Genomic DNA, 17,786 nt, shown 5'->3' on the forward strand with positions numbered 1-17,786 from the left:
CTAAAAGGGGGCACGACCGGTCCGGCCGCGCCCCCTTTGGTCTTATTGAATACCTGCCTCGGTGCACTTCTTGGCGAAGTCACCCGTGCACAGTTCCTCCTTGGTCACGTAACCGTCGGCCACCACGTCCTTGACGTTGTCGAGGTAGATGGCCTGCGGCTCGAGCAGTTCGGAGGGGACGTCCTGACCGCTCTCGGGGTCCTTGACGCTGCCGCTCGCCGTGGGCTTCTCACCCTTGGCCAGCGCCACCGCGAGCTTGGCCGCCGCGTCGGCCTCCTTCTTGACGGCCTTGTAGACGGTCATGCACTGGTCACCCGCGAGGATGTTCTGCAGGCCCTGGACGGTGGCGTCCTGGCCGGTGACCGGCACCTTGCCGTTGAGGTTCTGCTTCTTCAGCACGGTGATGGCGGCGTTGCCGAGGCCGTCGTTGGCGGCCAGCACGCCGGCGATCTTCGGCTGCTGGGTGAGCATCTGCTCGAAGATCGTGCCGGCCTGGGTGTTGTCCCAGTCGGGCACGGCCTGGTCGGGGCCCTTGACGTAGTCGCCAGAGTCGAACTTGGGCTTGAGCACCCCGTCGTACCCCTGCTTGAACAGGGTGGCGTTGTTGTCCGTCGGCGAGCCGTTCAGGTAGGCCACGATGGGCTTACTGGCCTTCTTGTCGGTCAGGCACTTGCTCAGGCCCTCGCCCTGCAGGGTGCCGACCTTGGTGTTGTCGAAGCTGACGTAGTAGGCGGCGCCGCCGCCGAGCGTCAGCCGGTCGTAGTCGATCGTGGCCACGCCCTGGGACTTGGCCTTGTCGATGACCGCCTTGCCGCTGCCGCTGTCCAGGTTCACGATCATCAGGACGGTGGCGCCGTTGGTGATCATCTGGTCGGCGATGGTCTGGAATGCCGTCTTGTCGTTCTGTGCGTTCTGGATGTCGTACTGGACACCGGCGGCCTTGAACGCCTCTTCGAGGTATTTGCGGTCCGCCGTCTCCCACCGGGCCGAGGACTTGCTGTCCGGCAGGATGACGCCGATCTTCCCGGCCTTCGCCGCTGAGGCCGTGGCCGACGCGGTCGACGAGGTCGACGTCGTGTTCTGACCGCTGTTGCCCCCGCAGGCGGTGAGACCGAGGGCGAGCGTGGCTGCCGCGGCGGTCAGGCTGAGGATCCCCTTGCGCATGGTGCAGGGTCCTTTCTTCCGGAGGCGCCCGGATGAATGTTGTTTGCGGCAACGTATTCCGGGATGGCCTGCTTTGGAAGACCCTGTGGGCCGGGAGTTTGTTGTTTCGGGTAACAATCCAGAAACGTCACCGGAATCTTCGGGGGCTCCGGTCCTGTGACCGAGCGCGGTGCCGGGCGGGACGATCCCGTCGATCCGGCCCCGGACGGGTCAGCTTCGGCCGAGCATTTCAGCGGTGAGGATATTGCCGCCCAGGCCCCAGCCGCCGTCCGGAACCTCCTCCAGGAGGACCAGGGTGGTGGCGCGGGCTCGTTCTCCGTAGACGTCGGCGTAGGCGTCGGTGACGGCGTCGATGAGCTTCTTCTTGGACTCGGGGGTCAGGGTGTCGGCGGGCACCTTGAGGTTGGCGAACGGCATGCCGGCTTCCTTCCACATCGGGGATTCAGAGGGTTGGTAGAACTCGGTACGGAGGCGGTGGGCGGCGGTCGTCAGATGATCCCGCCGTTCGCGCGTACGACCTGCCCGTTGACCCAGTGCCCCGCCGGGCTCGCCAGGAAGGCGACGACCTCGGCGATGTCCTCGGGGGTGCCGAGCCGCTCCAGCGGCGGCTGCTTGGCGAGCCGTTCGACGGTGGCCTCGTCCTTGCCGTCGAGGAACAGTTCGGTGGCGGTCGGGCCGGGCGCGACCGCGTTGACCGTGACGTCCCGCCCTCGCAGCTCGCGGGCGAGCACGAGCGTCATCGCCTCGACGGCCCCCTTGCTGGCGGCGTACGCCCCGTAGTGCGGGAACTGCAGACCGACCACGGAGGTGGAAAGGGTGACGATCGCGCCACCGGCGCGCACGCGACGCGCGGCCTCCCGCGCCATGACGAAGGCGCCGCGGATGTTGGTGCGGTGCAGGGCGTCCAGGTCGTCGAGGTCGAGCTCGGCGATGGGGGACAGCGACAGCCGCCCCGCCGAGTTGACGACCACGTCGACCCCGCCGAAGGCCTTCTCCACCGTGTCGAACATCGCCGCGACGGCGTGCTCGTCCGCCACGTCGGCCTGAACCGGGATCGCCCGGCCGCCGGACGCCGTGATCTTCTCGACCACCTGCGCCGCGGCCGAGGCCGACCCTTGGAACCCCACCGCGACCGGGCAGCCTCGCGCCGCCAGCGCCATCGCGATCGCCTTGCCTATCCCGCGAGAGCCGCCGGCGACGACGGCAACATGCTGATCACTCACGGAAGCTCCTTATCTTCGATACGGCTTTTCCATATCGCTGCTACAAAGTGACCATAGCACAGATCCGTATCATCGCTATCGAATGGCAGTATCATTGATTCCATGGCAGCGACAGACCCGCTTCGCACGGCGATGATCGAAGCCGCGGTGCGGCAACTGGCGACGTCCGCGAACCACGAGATCGCCACGCGCGCGGTCTGCGAGGCGGTCGGCGTGAGCCAGCCCGTGCTCTACCGGTTGTTCGGTGACAAGCACGGGCTTCTAGACGCCGTCGCCGACCACGGGTACGAGCGGTACGCCGCGATCAAGGCCGCTCAGGAGCGGACGCACGACCCGGTCGCCGATCTGCACGCCGGCTGGGACGGTCACATGGCGTTCGCGAAGGAGAACCCGGCCCTCTACCAGCTCATGTTCGCTCCCCGGCCGTGGTCCCACTCAACGGCGCGAGATCGCGTGATGGACCTGCTGGTGGCGGCGCTCACCCGGTGCGCGGCGGCGGGCGCGTTGACGGTCGCGCCGCGGACCGCCGCTCAGCTCATCCTGTCCGCGAACGTCGGGACCGCCCTCGACCACATCTCCAGACCGGCTCTGTTCGACGACCCCGCACTGTCCCACCGCATGCGAGACGCCGTATTTTCGTACGTACTCACCGCAACGACCGCTCACAACGACGCCGACCCCGTGCGCGCCGCCGCACTACGCCTTCACGCGCAACTCGATCTCGTCGGGACCGAGGCCCTCGAACCGGCCGAGACCGCCCTCCTGCGGCGATGGCTCGAACGCATCACGCAACCTCATGACCCATGAGTTGCGCCGGTACGTCCCGTCGCTCAGATCGATTCGGGCGGAGGCTCGTCGGCCGGGAGCGGCAGTGCCACGATGCGGCGGGCCTCCGATTCGGCCATGCCGAACATCCGCAGGACGTTGAGCACGGTCTGGGCGGCGACGTCGTCGACCGAGGCCTTCGGGTCGGTGAAGCAGAGGTGCATCGTGGGCATCCCGCGGTGCAGGCGAGCGCAACCCCGACGTCGTCGATGACGAAGCGGCCGGCGGAGATGGCCGCCTCGATGTCGTTGCGGGCGTGCACCGCATGGCCGTACGGCGCTTCCAGCAGCGCTCCCCTGCTGTTCAGCATCACCTGCGCCGGCCGGGGGCGGGTGCGGACGAGCCGGCCGGTGAGTCGCATCGACGTCGCGAAGACCACAGCCGGGTCGCCGACGTCGGCGAGCAGCTGCTCCAGCCAGGCGGCGTGGGTCTCGAGCGCCTCGGCGATCGCCGCGTCGAGCAGCGTCCCGTTACGTCCGCCATCCACCGCCCACAGCCTCACGGTCTCAGGCGAGCTGCGCGATCACGTTCTGCGCGAGCAGCGCCAAGGCGGAGGCGGCGGCCACCACGAGCACGGCCACCCGCACCTTGCCGCCGTCGAGATACCTCCGCAGCGGCCCCGACACCAGGAAGCCGAGCACCATCGGCACGATCAGGATCGCCCCCGTCGTCAGCGCCCGGGCCGGGAGCTCGTCCACGACGGCGAGGATGACCAGCGACTGGGCGGCGCTCAGGAAGAAGAACATCGCCAGCGTCGCCCTGAGATGCGGCCCCTTGGCGTGCTGGTACACCAGCCCCATGGGCGGCCCGCCGATGCCGGTCGCCGTTCCGGTGATCCCGGAGACGAACCCGGCGGAGGCGAGCGTCACCCCGTTGCGCGGCACGCTCAGCGCTCTGGCCGTCAGGGCCACCGCGACGAGCACCATGACCGCGACGAAGACGCCTCTGGCGTATGCGGAGACGTAGACCACGATGACCGCGCCGATGACACTCCCGGGCAGCCTCCCCAGCACCGCGAACCCGAGCCCGCGCCAGTCCACCGTCCGCCATTCGGCGGCCAGCGTGAACAGCGGGAGCGTCACGTTGACGACCTGGATGGCGCCGGGCATGAGGTCGGGGTCGAGCATGGTGAGCACGGGAGCGGCGACCAGTCCGAGACCGAAACCCACACCACCTTGGACAATCGCCCCAACGAAGACCGCCAAACCGCCAACAATCAGCACCAATGCCGCATCAGTCATGGGCGAGAGTCAATCACCTTCACCCTCTGTCGCCGTTTCCCCCTGCGGGAGTGACCGAGCTCGAGACGCTCCCGCCGATCGTTAAGCTGCCCTCCGTGCAGTCCCTCCCGCTCACGCGCGTCCTCGCCCTCGCCGCGGTCCTCGCGGCCGTCTGCGTGCCCGCTCAGATCGCCCACGCCGCCCCCGTCACCAGCCCGTTCGCCAAGAAGGCCGGGAAGCTGCGTGACACCGCCTGTCCCGAGACGGCGATCACGCACGGGGGGATCCCGCGGGCCCGGGAGTACCTCGCAGCAGTCGTGAAATGTCTGGACGCGTCGTGGGGTGCTTACTTCGGGCGGGCCGGATGGTCGTTCGGCAAGCCCGTCGTGCGCTACTACGAGGAGCCCGAGACCACCGTGTGCGGGGTGCCGTGGCCCGAGCAGGCGGCGGCCTTCTACTGCATGGAGCGCGGCACGCTGGTGTTCCCCCTCACCGGCCGGTGGATCGAGGACAGGACCGATCTCTACCCGTTCAAGGTGGCCGCCCACGAGTACGGGCACCACCTGCAGAGCCGGCTCGGCGTCTGGCGGCAGTACAAGGCGAAGATCCCCGCCGACCGCCAGGGCGAGCTGAAGCGGCGTTTCGAGCTGCAGGCCGACTGCCTGTCCGGGGTGTTCCTCGGCAGCGTGTGGGGGTCGCTGCGGCGCGGCAAGGACGACTGGGCGGCGCTGCTCGACGCCACCCGGGCCGGCGGCGACGAGGACGGCTACCGCAGCCACGGCAAGGGCGCCACCCGCGTCTACTGGCTCCAGCGCGGCTACCGCGCCGTCTCCCCCTCCGCCTGCGACACCTGGTCCGCGCCCGCCGCCAAGGTGTCCTGAGCCTTCAGGCGCAGCCCCATCCCGTCGAGGATCAGCTGCAGCCCGCCCTCGAACGACAGGTCGCCCTGCGGGTCGCCCACCTCCGCCAGGCCCGCCATGAGCCGCGGATAGGCCGCCTGGAACTCCTCCATGTCCGGCATGCCGCGCTCCTCGTCCGTACGCGTCCGGTCGGCCTGCTCCTCCAGCACGAAGCCGGCCACGTACCCGCTCACCGTGAACAGCCCCCGCGCCGCGTCCCCGGGGCCGAACCCCGCCGCCTCCAGCCCCGCCAGCGCCCGCTCCACCACGGCGAACAGCTCCGACGACGGCCGCGTGCCCGCCACCAGCTTGGCCCCGTCGCGGTAGGAGTTGAGCATCGCGCGGTCGGCGCGCGCGTAGCCGGCGACCCACTCCCGCCACTTGCCCGGCTCCGTCAGCGTGGGGCGGGACGTGTGCGCGGACATCATCGCCGCCGCCATCGCGTCCAGCAGTTCCTGCTTGTTCTTGAAGTGCCAGTAGAGGGCCGGGGCCTGCACGCCCAGCTCGCCCGCGAGCCGGCGCAGCGTCAGCCCGTCGAGCCCGACCTCGTCCAGGAGCCGTAGCGCGGTCGCGACGATGGTGCTTTTTTCGAGTGCCACGGTTGACAGCTTAACAACGTTCAATGCATCCTTAACGCTGTTAGATTTAACACTGTTAAGGGGGATCTTCATGATCCACGCGGAAGGCTTACGGAAGCGGTACGCGGCCACGGAAGCGCTCAAGGGCATCGACCTGGACGTCCCGGCCGGCACCGTCTGCGGCCTGCTGGGGCCGAACGGGGCGGGCAAGACCACCGCCGTACGCATCCTCGCCACGCTCCTGCGTCCCGACGCGGGCCACGCCGAGGTCGCCGGGCTGGACGTCGTGCGCGACGCGGCTCCTCTGCGCTTCCGCATCGGCCTGGCCGGGCAGCACGCGGCCGTCGACGAGCTGCTGACCGGGCGGCGCAACCTGGAGCTGTTCGGGCGGCTCTACCACCTGAGCAGGGCCGTGGCGCGGCGCAGGGCGGTCGAGCTGCTGGAGCGGTTCGAGCTGGCCGAGGCGGGACAGCGGCCGGTCAAGGAGTATTCGGGGGGCATGCGGCGCCGGCTCGACCTGGCGGCGAGCCTGATCGTGTCGCCTCCGGTGCTGTTCATGGACGAGCCGACCACCGGGCTCGACCCGCGCAGCCGGATGCAGCTCTGGGAGCTGATGCTCGACCTGGTGAAGGAGGGCACGACCCTGCTGCTGACCACGCAGTACCTGGACGAGGCCGACCGGCTCGCGGACCAGATCGTGGTGCTGAGGGAGGGCGTGGTGGCCGCGGCGGGGTCACCGGCCGAGCTGAAGAGGCAGATCGGCGGCGACCGGGTCCAGATCGTCTTCCGGGAGCCGGGGGACGTGGACGCGGGGCTGCGGCTGCTGCGCGGCGCCGGATCCCCGGAGATCGAGAGCGCCGAGGGGCGGCAGGTGACCGTCCCCGCGGCCGACGGCGCGCAGTCGCTCGTCCGCATCGCCGGCGCGCTGGACGCGGCCGGCATCCCTGTGGAGGACCTGGCGCTGCGGCGGCCGACCCTCGACGAGGTCTTCCTCCACCTGACGGCCTGAGAAGGAGCCGGAGAGATGTACGAGACGCTGCGCTGGACCCTGAACGACTCCCTCACCATCGCAGGCCGCACCTATTCGCGGCTGAAGGCCCAGCCGGGCGAGATCGCGGGGTTCCTGGTGTTTCCCGTGATCATGACCGTGCTGTTCGGCTACGTCTTCGGCAGCGCGATCACCCTGCCCAACGGCGGCGACTACCGCGACTACCTCATGCCCGGCATCTTCATGCAGGTCATGGCCATGACGGCCACCTCTGCCGCCACCACCGTGGCCGAGGACATGGCCCGCGGGATCACCGACAGGTTCCGCGCCCAGCCCATCGCCCGCAGCGCCGTGCTGGTCGGGCGGAGCGTGGCCGCCCTGTCGCTGCACCTGCTGTCGCTGTCCGCCATGGTGCTGACCGGAGTGCTACTGGCCGGGTGGCGGGCGCACGGGAGCCTGGGGGCGACGGCGGGGGCGTTCGGGCTGCTGGCGCTGTTCGGGTTCGCGATGATCTGGATGGGCACGTACATCGGCCTGTGGGTCAAGAGCGGCGGGCAGGCGGACGCGGCCACGTTCGGCTGGCTGATGCCGATGACGTTCCTGGCCAACACGTTCGTCCCCACCGAGGGGCTGCCGGCCTGGCTCAAGCCCGTCACCGACTGGAACCCCATGAGCGCCGTCGCGGCCGCCACCCGCGGCCTGTTCGGCAACCCCACCTCGGTCTCCTCGGCCTGGCCGCTGCAGCACCCGGTGGCCGCGAGCCTGATCTGGTCGCTGGCGATCCTCGCGGTGTTCCTGCCGCTGTCCGTCCACCGCTACCGGACGATGTCCCGATGACGAAGAGCCGCCCGGCGGGGGTTGTCCCGCCGGGCGGCTCTTCTTTGTGTCGGGTGGTTCCCCCGATACGGGCGCGTGAGGATCACGCCCCACCCCCGGCTTCAACGAGCGGCCAAGGGATCCCGGCCCCCGCGCGGCTCATGACCGCGCGCGAGCCCGGGAAGTCACTTCGCGAGCAACGAGCGAAGAACGTACTGCATGATCCCGCCGTGCCGGTAGTAGTCGGCCTCGCCCGGCGTGTCGATGCGCACCACAGCGTCGAACTCGACCTCGCCGGCCTTGACGTGGACCGTGCTCGGGATGCCGCCGGAGTTGAGCTCCTCGACACCCGTGATGTCGAAGGTCTCCTCGCCGGTCAGCCCGAGCGACTCCGCCGTGGCGCCCTCGGGGAACTGCAGCGGGAGCACGCCCATGCCGATCAGGTTGGAGCGGTGGATGCGCTCGTACGACTCGGCGATGACCGCGCGCACGCCCAGCAGGGCCGTGCCCTTGGCCGCCCAGTCGCGCGAGGAGCCGGAGCCGTACTCCTTGCCCGCCAGCACCACCAGCGGCGTCTCGGCCGCGGCGTAGTTGACCGAGGCGTCGTAGATGAACGACACCGGCCCGTCGGGCTGGGTGAAGTCGCGGGTGTAGCCGCCCTCGGTGCCCGGCGCGATCTGGTTGCGCAGGCGGATGTTGGCGAACGTGCCCCGGATCATCACCTCGTGGTTGCCGCGCCGCGAGCCGTAGGAGTTGAAGTCCTTCACCTCGACCCCGTTGGCCTGCAGATATTGCGCGGCCGGGGTGCCGGTCTTGATGGAGCCGGCCGGCGAGATGTGGTCGGTGGTGACCGAGTCGCCGACCTTGACCAGCACGCGGGCGCCGGCGATGTCGGTGACGGGCTCCGGCTTCGACGGCATGCCGTCGAAGTAGGGGGCCTTGCGCACGTAGGTCGAGGACGGGTCCCACTCGAACGTGTCGCCGGTCGGGATCGGCAGCGAGCGCCAGTGGTCGTCGCCCTTGAACACGTCGGCGTAGTCGCGCTCGAACATGTCACGGCCGATGGAGGAGTTGACCACCGCGGAGATCTCCTCCGGCGACGGCCAGATGTCCCTCAGGTAGACGGGCTTGCCGTCGTTGCCCAGGCCCAGCGGCTCGGTGTCGAGGTCGACGTCCATGGTCCCGGCCAGCGCGTACGCCACCACGAGCGGCGGCGAGGCCAGGTAGTTCATCTTGACGTCGGGGTTGATGCGGCCCTCGAAGTTGCGGTTGCCCGACAGCACGGCCGTGACCGCGAGGTCGTTGGCCTGCACGGCCTCGGAGATCTCGGGCGGCAGCGGGCCCGAGTTTCCGATGCAGGTGGTGCAGCCGTAGCCGACGAGGTTGAAGCCGATCTTGTCGAGGTACGGCTGGAGCCCCGAGCGCTCGAAGTAGCCGGTGACGACCTGCGAGCCGGGGGCCAGCGAGGTCTTGACCCACGGCTTGCGGGTCAGGCCCTTCTCGACGGCGTTGCGGGCCAGCAGCGCCGCGCCGAGCATGACGTACGGGTTGGAGGTGTTGGTGCACGAGGTGATCGCGGCGATCGAGACGATGCCGTGGTCGATCTCGAACGAGGTGCCGTCGGCCAGCGTGACCGCCACCGGCTTGTGCGGCCGGCCGCCGTTGGCGCGGGCGTTGGAGGCGGGCGCGTCGGAGGCCGGGAAGGTCTCCTGGCCCGCCTCGTCGACGCCGTCCTCGACGTAGTTCTGGACGTCGTGGCGCCAGGTGGCCTTGGCGGCCGACAGCGCGATGCGGTCCTGCGGGCGCTTGGGACCGGCGATGGACGGCACGACGGTGCCGAGGTCGAGCTCGATGTACTCGGAGAAGACCGGCTCGGGCGCGGACGGGTCGAGCCAGAGGCCCTGGGTCTTGGCGTACGCCTCGACGAGCGCGATCTGCTCCTCGGAGCGGCCGGTCAGGCGCAGGTAGTCGACGGTCTGGCCGTCGATCGGGAAGATCGCGCAGGTGGAGCCGAACTCGGGGCTCATGTTGCCGATCGTGGCCCGGTCGGCCAGCGGCACGGACGAGACGCCCTCGCCGTAGAACTCCACGAACTTGCCGACGACGCCATGCTTGCGCAGGATCTCGGTGATCGTGAGCACCAGGTCGGTGGCGGTGGCCCCGGCGGGCAGCTTGCCGTTGAGCTTGAAGCCGACCACGCGCGGGATGAGCATGGAGATCGGCTGGCCGAGCATCGCGGCCTCGGCCTCGATGCCGCCGACGCCCCAGCCCAGGACGCCGATGCCGTTCTCCATGGTGGTGTGGGAGTCGGTGCCGACGCAGGTGTCGGGGTACGCCTTGCCGTCGCGGATCATCACCACGCGGGCCAGGTGCTCGATGTTGACCTGGTGGACGATGCCGGTGCCGGGCGGGACGACCTTGAACTCGTCGAAGGCCGTCTGGCCCCAGCGCAGGAACTGGTAGCGCTCGCGGTTGCGCTCGTACTCGCGCTCGACGTTGCGCTGGAAGGCGTCGGGGTGGCCGAAGAAGTCGACGATGACCGAGTGGTCGATGACCATCTCGGCCGGCGCGAGCGGGTTGATGCGGGCCGCGTCGCCGCCGAGGTCACGCACGGCCTCGCGCATGGTGGCCAGGTCGACCACGCAGGGGACGCCGGTGAAGTCCTGCATGATGACGCGCGCGGGCGTGAACTGGATCTCCACGCTCGGCGCCGCCTTCGGGTCCCAGCCACCCAGCGCCCGGATGTGGTCGGCGGTGATGTTCGCGCCGTCCTCGGTGCGGAGGAGGTTTTCCAGCAGGATCTTCAGGCTGTACGGGAGGCGTGCGGCGCCCTCGACGGCATCCAGCCGGAAAATCTCGTACGACGCGTCGCCGACGCGTAGCGTGTCACGGCTGCCGAAGCTGTTCGCGGACACGGTGATTCGCCTCCTCCATCAGACTTTTTCCTCAGACCAAATCCTGCCGCACTCTTCGCACGACCAGCACGTTAGGTGACCCTAACTGGCGAGCTCCGCGGCGGATGTCTCGACGTCAAGATATCCCTAGGTTATCTCGACATCAAGTTAACCGGGTGCCAGCCGCCAGAACAGCAGGCCGACGATGGCCACCGACAGGATCGGCGCGAGGATCTTCTGCTCGAACGTCTTGCCGGTCTTGATGCCGATCTTCCACGGCAGCACGAACTTGGCCCCCAGCGGCCACAGCACCGGACAGCCCCGTTCGGTCATGCAGTCGCCGACGACATGGATGAGGCACCCGATCGCCACCGCGAGCCCCAGCCAGGCGTAGCCCACGCCGAGCGAGAGGAAGACGGCGTAAAGCCCGGCGGTCAGCCCGATGTTGATCATCGCGGAACCCGCCTTGTTGCCGGGGATCCCGACGCCGATCGCCCGCAGGGCCAGGCCGATGAGCAGCACGACCATGATGTCGCGCCCGATGGGATAGGTGTTGGCCAGCCAGTGGGCCCCGAATCCGAGCGCCGCCGCGAACACCAGCGAGTGGGTCGCGCCGCGGTGGCCGCCGCTGATCCAGCACACGGCCTTGCTGAGCGCCCACGTGACCGGCCCGAACGTCTGCGCGATCGTCGCGCTCGGATGGTCGAGGTCGGGCAGCATCGCGGCGCCCGCGCAGATGAGGGCACCGGCGATCAGCTCCGCCGGGCTGAGCGCGGTGGCCATGATTCCCGTCTCGACGAACCGGGACGACTCGTTCAGCAACGGAAGTGCGGCGAGGGGCGGCGCCAGCCCCAGCCAGGCGATGGCCCCGGTCATCGCGTGCGTGTGCCCCATCATGATCCGGACTGTACGGCAAAGAAGTCCTTTACGCGCCGAGACCCGCCTGGCGGGGCCTTCACGATGGCCTGGGGCCGATCCGCGACGCGTTACTTGGCGAAAATATGGGGATACGTGGTCACGCACGGTCTTCGCGGCCGGCCGGCTCGCCGACCCGCTCCCCCGCGCACGCGAGCGGGAAGGAGCGGGCGCGCGGTCCCGAAAAGTCCCCGCAAACGCAGACGAGGCCGTCTCCGCGGCGACAGCACCCCCCAGCCCTGCCGACGCGGAACGACCTCGTCTGCTGTAGATAACGAGCCTTTCCTCAATCCTGTTCCCGGATTCCGCAACTTTTTCGTGATCTGGCTCACTCCCGCACCGGCCTTGCTAACGACACACTATCGATATATCGTTGACGCATCGAGAACAGATCACGATATAGGGGGAGAAATGGATTCCGCACAGGCAGCAGGCGGGCACTGGCCCGGCGCGCACGAGTACCGGCAGGCGGCCCGTGAGGCCAAGCAGGCCGCCCGCGAGGCGTTCAGGGCCGTTTCCGAGGCCTTCGACGACATGGGTGGCCGCCGCCACCATCACGAGCACCGCCAGCGCGGCAGGCGTGGCGGCCCCGGCGGGCCGTTCCCGTTCGACTGGGGGCGCGGCCCCTGGGGCGGCCCCGGCGGGCCGTGGGGCGGCCAGCGGGGCTGGGGCGGCCGGGGCCGCAAGGCCAAGCGGGGCGACGTCCGCGCCGCGATCCTGGCCCTGCTCTCGGAGGAGCCGCGCAACGGCTACCAGATCATCCAGGAGATCGCCGAGCGCAGCGAGGGCGGCTGGAAGCCCAGCCCCGGCGCCGTCTACCCGGCGCTGCAGCAGCTCACCGACGAGGGCCTGGTGATCTCGGAGGAGAGCGAGGGCCGCAAGACCTTCCGCCTCACCGAGGCGGGGCGCAACTACATCGAGTCGCACGCGGACGAGGTCCGGGCCCCGTGGGACGAGATGCGCCCCGACATCGACGACAACACCGCCGATCTCTGGCACATCGCCCGGCAGTCGGCCTTCGCCATGATGCAGGTTTTGCAGACCGGGAACGACGCACAAATCCGAGAAGCGCGTAAGACTCTTATAGAGACCCGGCGCAAGCTCTACCAGATCCTGGCGGACGACGAACCGGGCGAGGAGTGAGCGCGAGCTTCCGGAAGGATTCGGGATCAGGTATGGACTCGCACGACCTTCGCATCGGCGACGCCGAGCGTGAGCAGACGATGGCCGTCCTGCGCGAGCACTTCGCGCAGGGCCGCCTGACCCACGAGGAGCTCGACGAGCGACTCGACCAGACGCTGGCCTCGAAGACGGCCCGTGACCTGGCAAAGGTGACGGCCGACCTACCGGGGCCGCAGCCCGCGCCCGGCTACCGCGAGCCCGCACCCCACTACGACCCCCACCATGACCCCCACCATGACATGGACGGCTGGCGGGAGGCGATGTCGGCGCACCGCCGGCAGATGCAGTCCATGCACCAGGCCCACCATGACATGCGCCACTCCATGCACCAGGCCCGCCGGGATATGCGCCGTCAGTGGCGCGAGCAGGGCGGCAACCACCCGTGGCGGCGCCATCGCGGGCCGCATCCGTTCATGGGCGTGCTGTTCGTGTTCCTGCTGCTGGGGCTGATCTTCGGCGGCTTCGGGATCTTCAAGGTGCTCTTCGTGGTGTGGCTGGGAGCCATGGTGTTCAGCCTCATCCACCGGCGCTTCCACTACCGGCGCTGACGGTCCGCCCGGATCGTTTTGGGCCTTGACCCTGTCAGGGGCTCATTTCATGATCAGGGCGGATCTTCAGAGTCGAAGGGACGCCGCATGACCCAGCAGGGCGCTCCGGCCCGCCGCACGAACCCGTTCGCCGCCGTCGCCCCGGCCGACGGCCTCGCCCTGGACGTGCCGGAGTACCAAACCGGTTTCGACCGCGACCACGCGATCTGCCCCGAGCCGATGTGGAAGCTGGAGCGCGCCCAGCACTTCTACGAGCCGGACGTGGCGAGCTGGCGGGCCATGATGGACGGCGACTGGGAGCGTTCGCTGGCCCTGACCGCGCACATGGCGGCGACCGTGGCCGACTATTTCCGGCACCGCGTCCCGGTCAAGCGGGTGCGGGTCGTCGAGTTCCCGATCACCTCGTACCTGCAGTGGGAGATGCACATCCTGGCCTTACGCGCCAGGGCCGGCTCCCCGTGCCGGGTGGTGCCGGCCGAGCGGGTGGCGGGGCTCGACCCGATGCCGGAGCTGGTGATCTTCTCTCCGTCCCTGATGTACGAAGTGCTGTACGACCGGTACGGCGGGTGCATGGGCGGGCGGCGGATCACCGATCCCGCCGTCGTGGGGCCGTGCCTGCGGACGGTCCAGGAGCTGTTCGCCGAGGGGGAGAACGTGCTCGACTTCCACGAGCGGGAGATCGTGCCGCTGCCGCCGCCGCAGGTCACCGACGAGATGCGGGCCGCGCTGCCCGCCTACGCGCACCGTACCGAGGAGTTCCGGGTCTGAGCGCCCCCTTCACATTCCTCAGCAGGCCGGGAACCGGGCGCACGCCACGAGGTGGCCGGGTTCGGCCTCCAGCAGCGCTCCCGTGCCGCCGCGCTCGTGGTAGAGGCAGGTTTCCACGGGCGTGGCGTCGTCCCAGGCCTGGTGCAGGCGCGGCACGGCGGACAGCAGCTCGCGGGTGTACGGGTGCAGCGGATCGCCGAAGACCTTGTCCGTCAGCCCCATCTCGACCACGCTCCCCTGGCGCAGCACCACCGTGCGCTCGGCGAGGTAGTTGCCGAGCGAGAGGTCGTGCGTGATGTAGAGCACGCCGAGGCCCCGGGTCTTCAGCTCGGCGAGCAGGTTGAGCACGTCGATGCGGGTGGAGGCGTCCAGCATGCTGGTGATCTCGTCGGCCACCAGCAGCTTGATGTCGAGCAGCAGCGCGCGGGCGATGAGCAGGCGCTGGAGCTGGCCGCCGCTGAGCTGGTGCGGATACTTGCCGAGCACCTGGTCGGGGTTGAGCCGCACGTCGCGCAGGCACGCCGCGACCCGTCCGGCCCACTCGGCCGCCGGGACGGACGGGTGGTACGCCTCCTTGACCAGGTCGAACACCCGGTCGGCCTTGAACACCGGGTTGAACGAGCTGAACGGGTCCTGGAAGATGCCCTGGATGTGGCGGTAGTACGCCTTGCCGCCGCGCACGGGCCGCCCGTCGAAGGTGATCGTGCCGCTGGTGACCGGGTTCAGGCCGAGGATCATCCGGCCGATCGTGCTCTTGCCGCTGCCGCTCTCCCCGATGAGGGAGACGACCTCGCCGGGCACGACCTCGAAGCTCACGTTCCGTACGGCCGCGACGCTCTTGCCGCCGAACGCGCCGATCCTGAATTCCTTGGTGACGTCGTCGAGTTTCAGCATCAGGCCTTCCAGCAGGCGACGTGATGGTCGGAGGCGAGCTCGACCACGGGCGGTTCCTCGGCGCACTCGTCCCCCGCGATCGGGCAGCGGTCGCGGAAGCGGCAGCCGGCGGGCGGGTCCAGCAGCGACGGCGGGCTGCCGGCGATGCCCTCCAGCCTGCGGTCGGCGTAGCGGACCCCGACCTCGGGCAGGGAGTCGAGGAGCAGCTTCGTGTACGGGTGGCGGGGTGCCTTGACGATCACGTCGGCGGGCGCCTTCTCGGCCAGCTTGCCCGCGTACATGACCATGATCGTGTCGGCGATGTGGTGGGTGAGCGCGATGTCGTGGGTGACGAAGATCATGCTCTTGACGTAGCCGCTCTCGCGGAAGCCGAGCAGCGCGCGGGCGACGGCCTTCTGGGTGGAGACGTCGAGCGCGGAGGTGACCTCGTCGGCGATCAGCAGGGACGGGTCGAGCAGCGTCGAGATGACCATCACCATGCGCTGCTTCATGCCGCCGGACAGCTCGATCGGGTAGCGGTCGAGCACCTCGCGGGGCAGGCCGACCTGGTCCATCCGGCGTTCCAGCTCGGCCGCGTCCACCTCCGCGCCCCTCGACCGGAGCAGCTCGCCGACCATCCTGCGGATCTTGCGGGTGGGGTTGAGCGCGCTCATGGCGTACTGCGGGATGAGGGAGACCTCCTTGAAGCGGAAGTCGTTCATCCCGCGGTCGTCGGCGATGGGCAGCTCCCGGCCGTCGAGCACGACCCGGCCGCCGACGTGGCGCATGCGGCCGTCCATGCGGATGAGGCTCTTGCCCAGCGTGCTCTTGCCGCAGCCGGACTCGCCGACCAGGCCGAGGATCTCGCCGTCCGACAGCTCGAAGGACATGCCGTCGAGGGCGCGGACCTCGCCCCTGAGCGTGCGGTAGTGCACCCTCAGCTCGCTGACCTGCAGGCTCATGTCTCCCTCAGTTTCGGGTTGAAGACCTCGTCGAGGCCGACGTTGGCCACGTACAGGGCACCCACGATGGCGGTGATGGCCGCGCCCGGCGGCACGAACCACCACCACATGCCGAGCTGGAGCGCGCTCCACTGGTTGGCGTTCTGCAGCATCAGGCCGAGCGAGACCCCCTCGGTCGGGCCGAGGCCGATGAAGTCGAGCGAGGAGGCGATGAGGATCGAGCCGCCGAACAGCAGGATGAACGTCATGAACAGGTAGGAGCTCATGTTCGGCGCGATCTCCCTGGTGATGATCTTCCAGGTGCTCGCGCCGCTCATCCTGGCCAGGTCCACGAACTCCCTCGTACGCAGCGAGAACGTCTGCGCCCTGATCGCCCGCGCCGCCCACGGCCACTGCGTCAGGCCGATGAACAGGCCCTGCACGGCCACGCTCCTGATCCCCAGGTACGCGTTGATGATCAGCAGCACGGCCAGGGTCGGGATGACGAGGATGACGTTGGTCAGCATGTTGAGCACCTCGTCGACGATGCCGCCGCGGTAGCCGGCCACGAACCCGACGAGCATGCCGATGGCCGCCGCGATGCCGCCGCCGACCACGCCTACGGCGAAGGTGCTGCGCAGGCCGTGCACGAACTGCAGGAAGATGTCCTGGCCGAACGTGGTGGTGCCGAGCCAGTGCCCGGCCGAGGGCGGGCTCATGGGCTGGGGGCCGTACTCGTTGGGCGTGCCGCCGGTCAGCACCGGCCCGATCAGGCCGAGCAGGAGCAGCGCCAGCACGAGGCCGAAGCCGAACATCAGCTTGCCGTTGCGCACCGCGAAGTAGAGCGCCTCGCGCCGGACCCCGGCGCGCTCGCGCGGGGCGACTTCCTGGAGTGCCGTCATGCCCGCGCACCCGCCATTCCCGCCCTGGTACGCGGATCGACCACGACGTAGACGATGTCGATGATGAAGTTGGCGATCAGCACGCCGAGCACGATGAACAGGAACGTGCCCTGGAGCAGGAAGAAGTCCTTGTTCTTGATGGCGTTGAGGATCAGGCTGCCCAGGCCCGGGTAGGCGAAGACGATCTCGGTGACCAGGGCTCCGGCCACGATCACGCCGAGTTGCAGGGCCAGGCCGGTGATCTGGGGCAGGACGGCGTTGCGGAAGGCGTACCTGCGGATGAGCCTGGCCGGCGCGCCGAGCGCGGCCAGGTAGTTGGAGTAGTCGGACTCCAGCTCATAGATGATCATGTTGCGCATGCCGATGGCCCAGCCGCCCAGCGCCACCAGGAACAGCGACAGGAACGGCAGTGTCCAGTGGTGCAGCAGGTCGAGCAGGAACGCCCACGACCAGTTGGGCCGCATCGAGAAGCTGTAGCCGCCGGCCACCGGGAACAGTCCGGCGATCACGCCGAGCGCCCAGGCCAGGAGCACGGCCAGCCACATGTACGGCATCGCGGTCAGGACGTACCCGACCGGGAGCACGGTGTTGTCGAGCAGCTTGCGCCGGGCCGCGTACGCGCCGAACCAGTTGCCCACCACCCAGCTCAGCAGCACCGACGGGACGATCAGCGCCAGCGTGTACGGCACCGCGCTCATGATCACGGAGCTGACGGGGGAAGGGAACAGCCAGATGCTGATCCCGAAGTCGCCCCTGAACAGCGCGGCCCAGAAGTTGAGGTACTGCGTGATCAGCGGCTGGTCGAAGCCGAAGAGGTTGCTGTAGTAGACCCGCATCGCCTCCGCGGCGGCGGGCTGGGTGACGTTGGCCCTGGCCACCATGCTCGCCACCGGGTCGCCGGGCATGAAACGCGGGATCAGCCAGTTGACGGTGACAGCGACGAAGAAGGTCAGCCCGTATATGAGCAGTTTTCTGCCGAAATATCGACGCACGTGATGCTTTCTCCGTGAGAGCCGTGAAAGTCCCCCGCTCCTGCGGGAGCGGGGGACG

The 17,786-nt window shown here is 69.3% G+C and carries 19 protein-coding genes and 1 pseudogene; 7 read left to right on the forward strand and 13 right to left on the reverse strand.

Annotation, left to right across the window (positions count from 1 at the left end; translation table 11 throughout):
• Positions 1-42 precede the first annotated feature (42 nt).
• The 3 genes from AB0J87_RS16100 to AB0J87_RS16110 all read right to left on the reverse strand — a co-directional run bounded on the left by AB0J87_RS16100 (position 43) and on the right by AB0J87_RS16110 (position 2,387).
• Positions 43-1,164 (reverse strand): substrate-binding domain-containing protein, encoded by a 1,122-nt coding sequence (locus AB0J87_RS16100; protein ID WP_363965873.1) that lies wholly within the window; start codon positions 1,162-1,164, stop codon positions 43-45.
• Between the two features lie 210 nt (positions 1,165-1,374).
• Positions 1,375-1,581, reverse strand: a complete 207-nt coding sequence (locus AB0J87_RS16105; protein ID WP_350722797.1) for a 4-oxalocrotonate tautomerase family protein — start codon at positions 1,579-1,581, stop codon at positions 1,375-1,377.
• A gap of 71 nt (positions 1,582-1,652) precedes the next feature.
• Positions 1,653-2,387 (reverse strand): SDR family oxidoreductase, encoded by a 735-nt coding sequence (locus AB0J87_RS16110; RefSeq protein WP_363965875.1) that lies wholly within the window; start codon positions 2,385-2,387, stop codon positions 1,653-1,655.
• Between the two features lie 102 nt (positions 2,388-2,489).
• On the opposite strand from AB0J87_RS16110, the gene AB0J87_RS16115 reads away from it, so the two are divergent.
• Positions 2,490-3,194 (forward strand): TetR/AcrR family transcriptional regulator, encoded by a 705-nt coding sequence (locus tag AB0J87_RS16115; RefSeq protein WP_363965877.1) that lies wholly within the window; start codon positions 2,490-2,492, stop codon positions 3,192-3,194.
• 23 nt (positions 3,195-3,217) lie between these two features.
• Here AB0J87_RS16115 and AB0J87_RS16120 read toward each other — a convergent pair whose 3' ends face one another.
• The 3 genes and pseudogenes from AB0J87_RS16120 to AB0J87_RS16130 form a co-directional block, all read right to left on the reverse strand.
• Positions 3,218-3,385, reverse strand: a complete 168-nt coding sequence (locus AB0J87_RS16120) for a hypothetical protein (protein WP_363966633.1) — start codon at positions 3,383-3,385, stop codon at positions 3,218-3,220.
• Positions 3,386-3,444: 59 nt separating this feature from the next.
• Positions 3,445-3,573: pseudogene (locus AB0J87_RS16125) on the reverse strand (TetR/AcrR family transcriptional regulator); the annotation flags it as partial.
• A 145-nt stretch (positions 3,574-3,718) separates the two neighbouring features.
• The gene (locus AB0J87_RS16130) at positions 3,719-4,453 is read right to left on the reverse strand and encodes a TSUP family transporter (RefSeq protein ID WP_363965879.1); all 735 of its coding nucleotides are present in this window, start codon (positions 4,451-4,453) and stop codon (positions 3,719-3,721) included.
• A 95-nt stretch (positions 4,454-4,548) separates the two neighbouring features.
• Between AB0J87_RS16130 and AB0J87_RS16135 the strand changes: the two genes are divergently transcribed.
• Complete coding sequence (locus tag AB0J87_RS16135) at positions 4,549-5,313, forward strand: neutral zinc metallopeptidase (protein ID WP_363965881.1); 765 nt, start codon at positions 4,549-4,551, stop codon at positions 5,311-5,313.
• Here AB0J87_RS16135 and AB0J87_RS16140 read toward each other — a convergent pair.
• A complete protein-coding gene (locus tag AB0J87_RS16140) occupies positions 5,250-5,930 on the reverse strand; it encodes a TetR/AcrR family transcriptional regulator C-terminal domain-containing protein (RefSeq protein ID WP_363965883.1) in 681 nt (226 codons plus the stop codon). The two genes, AB0J87_RS16135 and AB0J87_RS16140, sit on opposite strands and share 64 nt — an antisense overlap.
• A gap of 70 nt (positions 5,931-6,000) precedes the next feature.
• Here AB0J87_RS16140 and AB0J87_RS16145 point away from each other — a divergent pair, with 70 nt between their 5' ends.
• A complete protein-coding gene (locus tag AB0J87_RS16145; protein WP_363965885.1) occupies positions 6,001-6,918 on the forward strand; it encodes an ATP-binding cassette domain-containing protein in 918 nt (305 codons plus the stop codon).
• Positions 6,919-6,933: 15 nt separating this feature from the next.
• Positions 6,934-7,734 carry an ABC transporter permease gene (locus AB0J87_RS16150; protein WP_363965887.1) on the forward strand — a complete coding sequence of 267 codons (801 nt, stop codon included), beginning with the start codon at positions 6,934-6,936 and terminating at the stop codon, positions 7,732-7,734.
• Positions 7,735-7,898: 164 nt separating this feature from the next.
• Here AB0J87_RS16150 and acnA read toward each other — a convergent pair whose 3' ends face one another.
• Complete coding sequence (gene acnA, locus AB0J87_RS16155; protein WP_363965889.1) at positions 7,899-10,628, reverse strand: aconitate hydratase AcnA; 2,730 nt, start codon at positions 10,626-10,628, stop codon at positions 7,899-7,901.
• A gap of 147 nt (positions 10,629-10,775) precedes the next feature.
• Positions 10,776-11,504 carry a metal-dependent hydrolase gene (locus AB0J87_RS16160; protein WP_355194437.1) on the reverse strand — a complete coding sequence of 243 codons (729 nt, stop codon included), beginning with the start codon at positions 11,502-11,504 and terminating at the stop codon, positions 10,776-10,778.
• A 429-nt stretch (positions 11,505-11,933) separates the two neighbouring features.
• Between AB0J87_RS16160 and AB0J87_RS16165 the strand changes: the two genes are divergently transcribed.
• From AB0J87_RS16165 to AB0J87_RS16175, 3 genes are all read left to right on the forward strand, one after another.
• Entirely contained in the window at positions 11,934-12,665 is a 732-nt protein-coding gene (locus tag AB0J87_RS16165) for a PadR family transcriptional regulator (RefSeq protein WP_363965891.1), read from the forward strand.
• Between the two features lie 32 nt (positions 12,666-12,697).
• A complete protein-coding gene (locus AB0J87_RS16170; RefSeq protein ID WP_363965893.1) occupies positions 12,698-13,252 on the forward strand; it encodes a DUF1707 domain-containing protein in 555 nt (184 codons plus the stop codon).
• Between the two features lie 87 nt (positions 13,253-13,339).
• Positions 13,340-14,020, forward strand: coding sequence for a DUF6879 family protein (locus tag AB0J87_RS16175; RefSeq protein ID WP_363965895.1), 681 nt, complete (start codon positions 13,340-13,342; stop codon positions 14,018-14,020).
• 18 nt (positions 14,021-14,038) lie between these two features.
• Here the strand turns inward: AB0J87_RS16175 and AB0J87_RS16180 are convergent, their stop codons facing one another.
• Genes AB0J87_RS16180 through AB0J87_RS16195 form a run of 4 tightly spaced genes read right to left on the reverse strand, consistent with a single transcriptional unit; the run spans position 14,039 to position 17,728 of the window.
• A complete protein-coding gene (locus tag AB0J87_RS16180) occupies positions 14,039-14,914 on the reverse strand; it encodes an ATP-binding cassette domain-containing protein (protein ID WP_363965897.1) in 876 nt (291 codons plus the stop codon).
• Positions 14,914-15,855, reverse strand: a complete 942-nt coding sequence (locus AB0J87_RS16185) for an ABC transporter ATP-binding protein (protein ID WP_350722825.1) — start codon at positions 15,853-15,855, stop codon at positions 14,914-14,916. The genes AB0J87_RS16180 and AB0J87_RS16185 overlap by 1 nt, the downstream gene beginning before the upstream one ends.
• Positions 15,852-16,736 (reverse strand): ABC transporter permease, encoded by an 885-nt coding sequence (locus AB0J87_RS16190; RefSeq protein ID WP_185077827.1) that lies wholly within the window; start codon positions 16,734-16,736, stop codon positions 15,852-15,854. The genes AB0J87_RS16185 and AB0J87_RS16190 overlap by 4 nt, the downstream gene beginning before the upstream one ends.
• Positions 16,733-17,728 (reverse strand): ABC transporter permease, encoded by a 996-nt coding sequence (locus tag AB0J87_RS16195; RefSeq protein ID WP_363965899.1) that lies wholly within the window; start codon positions 17,726-17,728, stop codon positions 16,733-16,735. The genes AB0J87_RS16190 and AB0J87_RS16195 overlap by 4 nt, the downstream gene beginning before the upstream one ends.
• Between the last annotated feature and the right edge of the window lie 58 nt (positions 17,729-17,786).

Source organism: Nonomuraea sp. NPDC049625 (assembly GCF_040675285.1).
GTDB classification, from domain to species: Bacteria; Actinomycetota; Actinomycetes; order Streptosporangiales; family Streptosporangiaceae; genus Nonomuraea; species Nonomuraea angiospora_A.

Bases quoted from the DNA above. Each gene is read 5' to 3' on its own strand.
- AB0J87_RS16100 (WP_363965873.1), bottom strand. From the start codon at position 1,164: ATGCGCAAGGGGATCCTCAGCCTGACCGCCGCGGCAGCCACGCTCGCC.
- AB0J87_RS16105 (WP_350722797.1), bottom strand. From the start codon at position 1,581: ATGCCGTTCGCCAACCTCAAGGTGCCCGCCGACACCCTGACCCCCGAG.
- AB0J87_RS16115 (WP_363965877.1), top strand. From the start codon at position 2,490: ATGGCAGCGACAGACCCGCTTCGCACGGCGATGATCGAAGCCGCGGTG.
- AB0J87_RS16120 (WP_363966633.1), bottom strand. From the start codon at position 3,385: ATGCCCACGATGCACCTCTGCTTCACCGACCCGAAGGCCTCGGTCGAC.
- AB0J87_RS16130 (WP_363965879.1), bottom strand. From the start codon at position 4,453: ATGACTGATGCGGCATTGGTGCTGATTGTTGGCGGTTTGGCGGTCTTC.
- AB0J87_RS16145 (WP_363965885.1), top strand. From the start codon at position 6,001: ATGATCCACGCGGAAGGCTTACGGAAGCGGTACGCGGCCACGGAAGCG.
- AB0J87_RS16150 (WP_363965887.1), top strand. From the start codon at position 6,934: ATGTACGAGACGCTGCGCTGGACCCTGAACGACTCCCTCACCATCGCA.
- AB0J87_RS16160 (WP_355194437.1), bottom strand. From the start codon at position 11,504: ATGATGGGGCACACGCACGCGATGACCGGGGCCATCGCCTGGCTGGGG.
- AB0J87_RS16165 (WP_363965891.1), top strand. From the start codon at position 11,934: ATGGATTCCGCACAGGCAGCAGGCGGGCACTGGCCCGGCGCGCACGAG.
- AB0J87_RS16170 (WP_363965893.1), top strand. From the start codon at position 12,698: ATGGACTCGCACGACCTTCGCATCGGCGACGCCGAGCGTGAGCAGACG.
- AB0J87_RS16175 (WP_363965895.1), top strand. From the start codon at position 13,340: ATGACCCAGCAGGGCGCTCCGGCCCGCCGCACGAACCCGTTCGCCGCC.
- AB0J87_RS16180 (WP_363965897.1), bottom strand. From the start codon at position 14,914: ATGCTGAAACTCGACGACGTCACCAAGGAATTCAGGATCGGCGCGTTC.
- AB0J87_RS16185 (WP_350722825.1), bottom strand. From the start codon at position 15,855: ATGAGCCTGCAGGTCAGCGAGCTGAGGGTGCACTACCGCACGCTCAGG.
- AB0J87_RS16190 (WP_185077827.1), bottom strand. From the start codon at position 16,736: ATGACGGCACTCCAGGAAGTCGCCCCGCGCGAGCGCGCCGGGGTCCGG.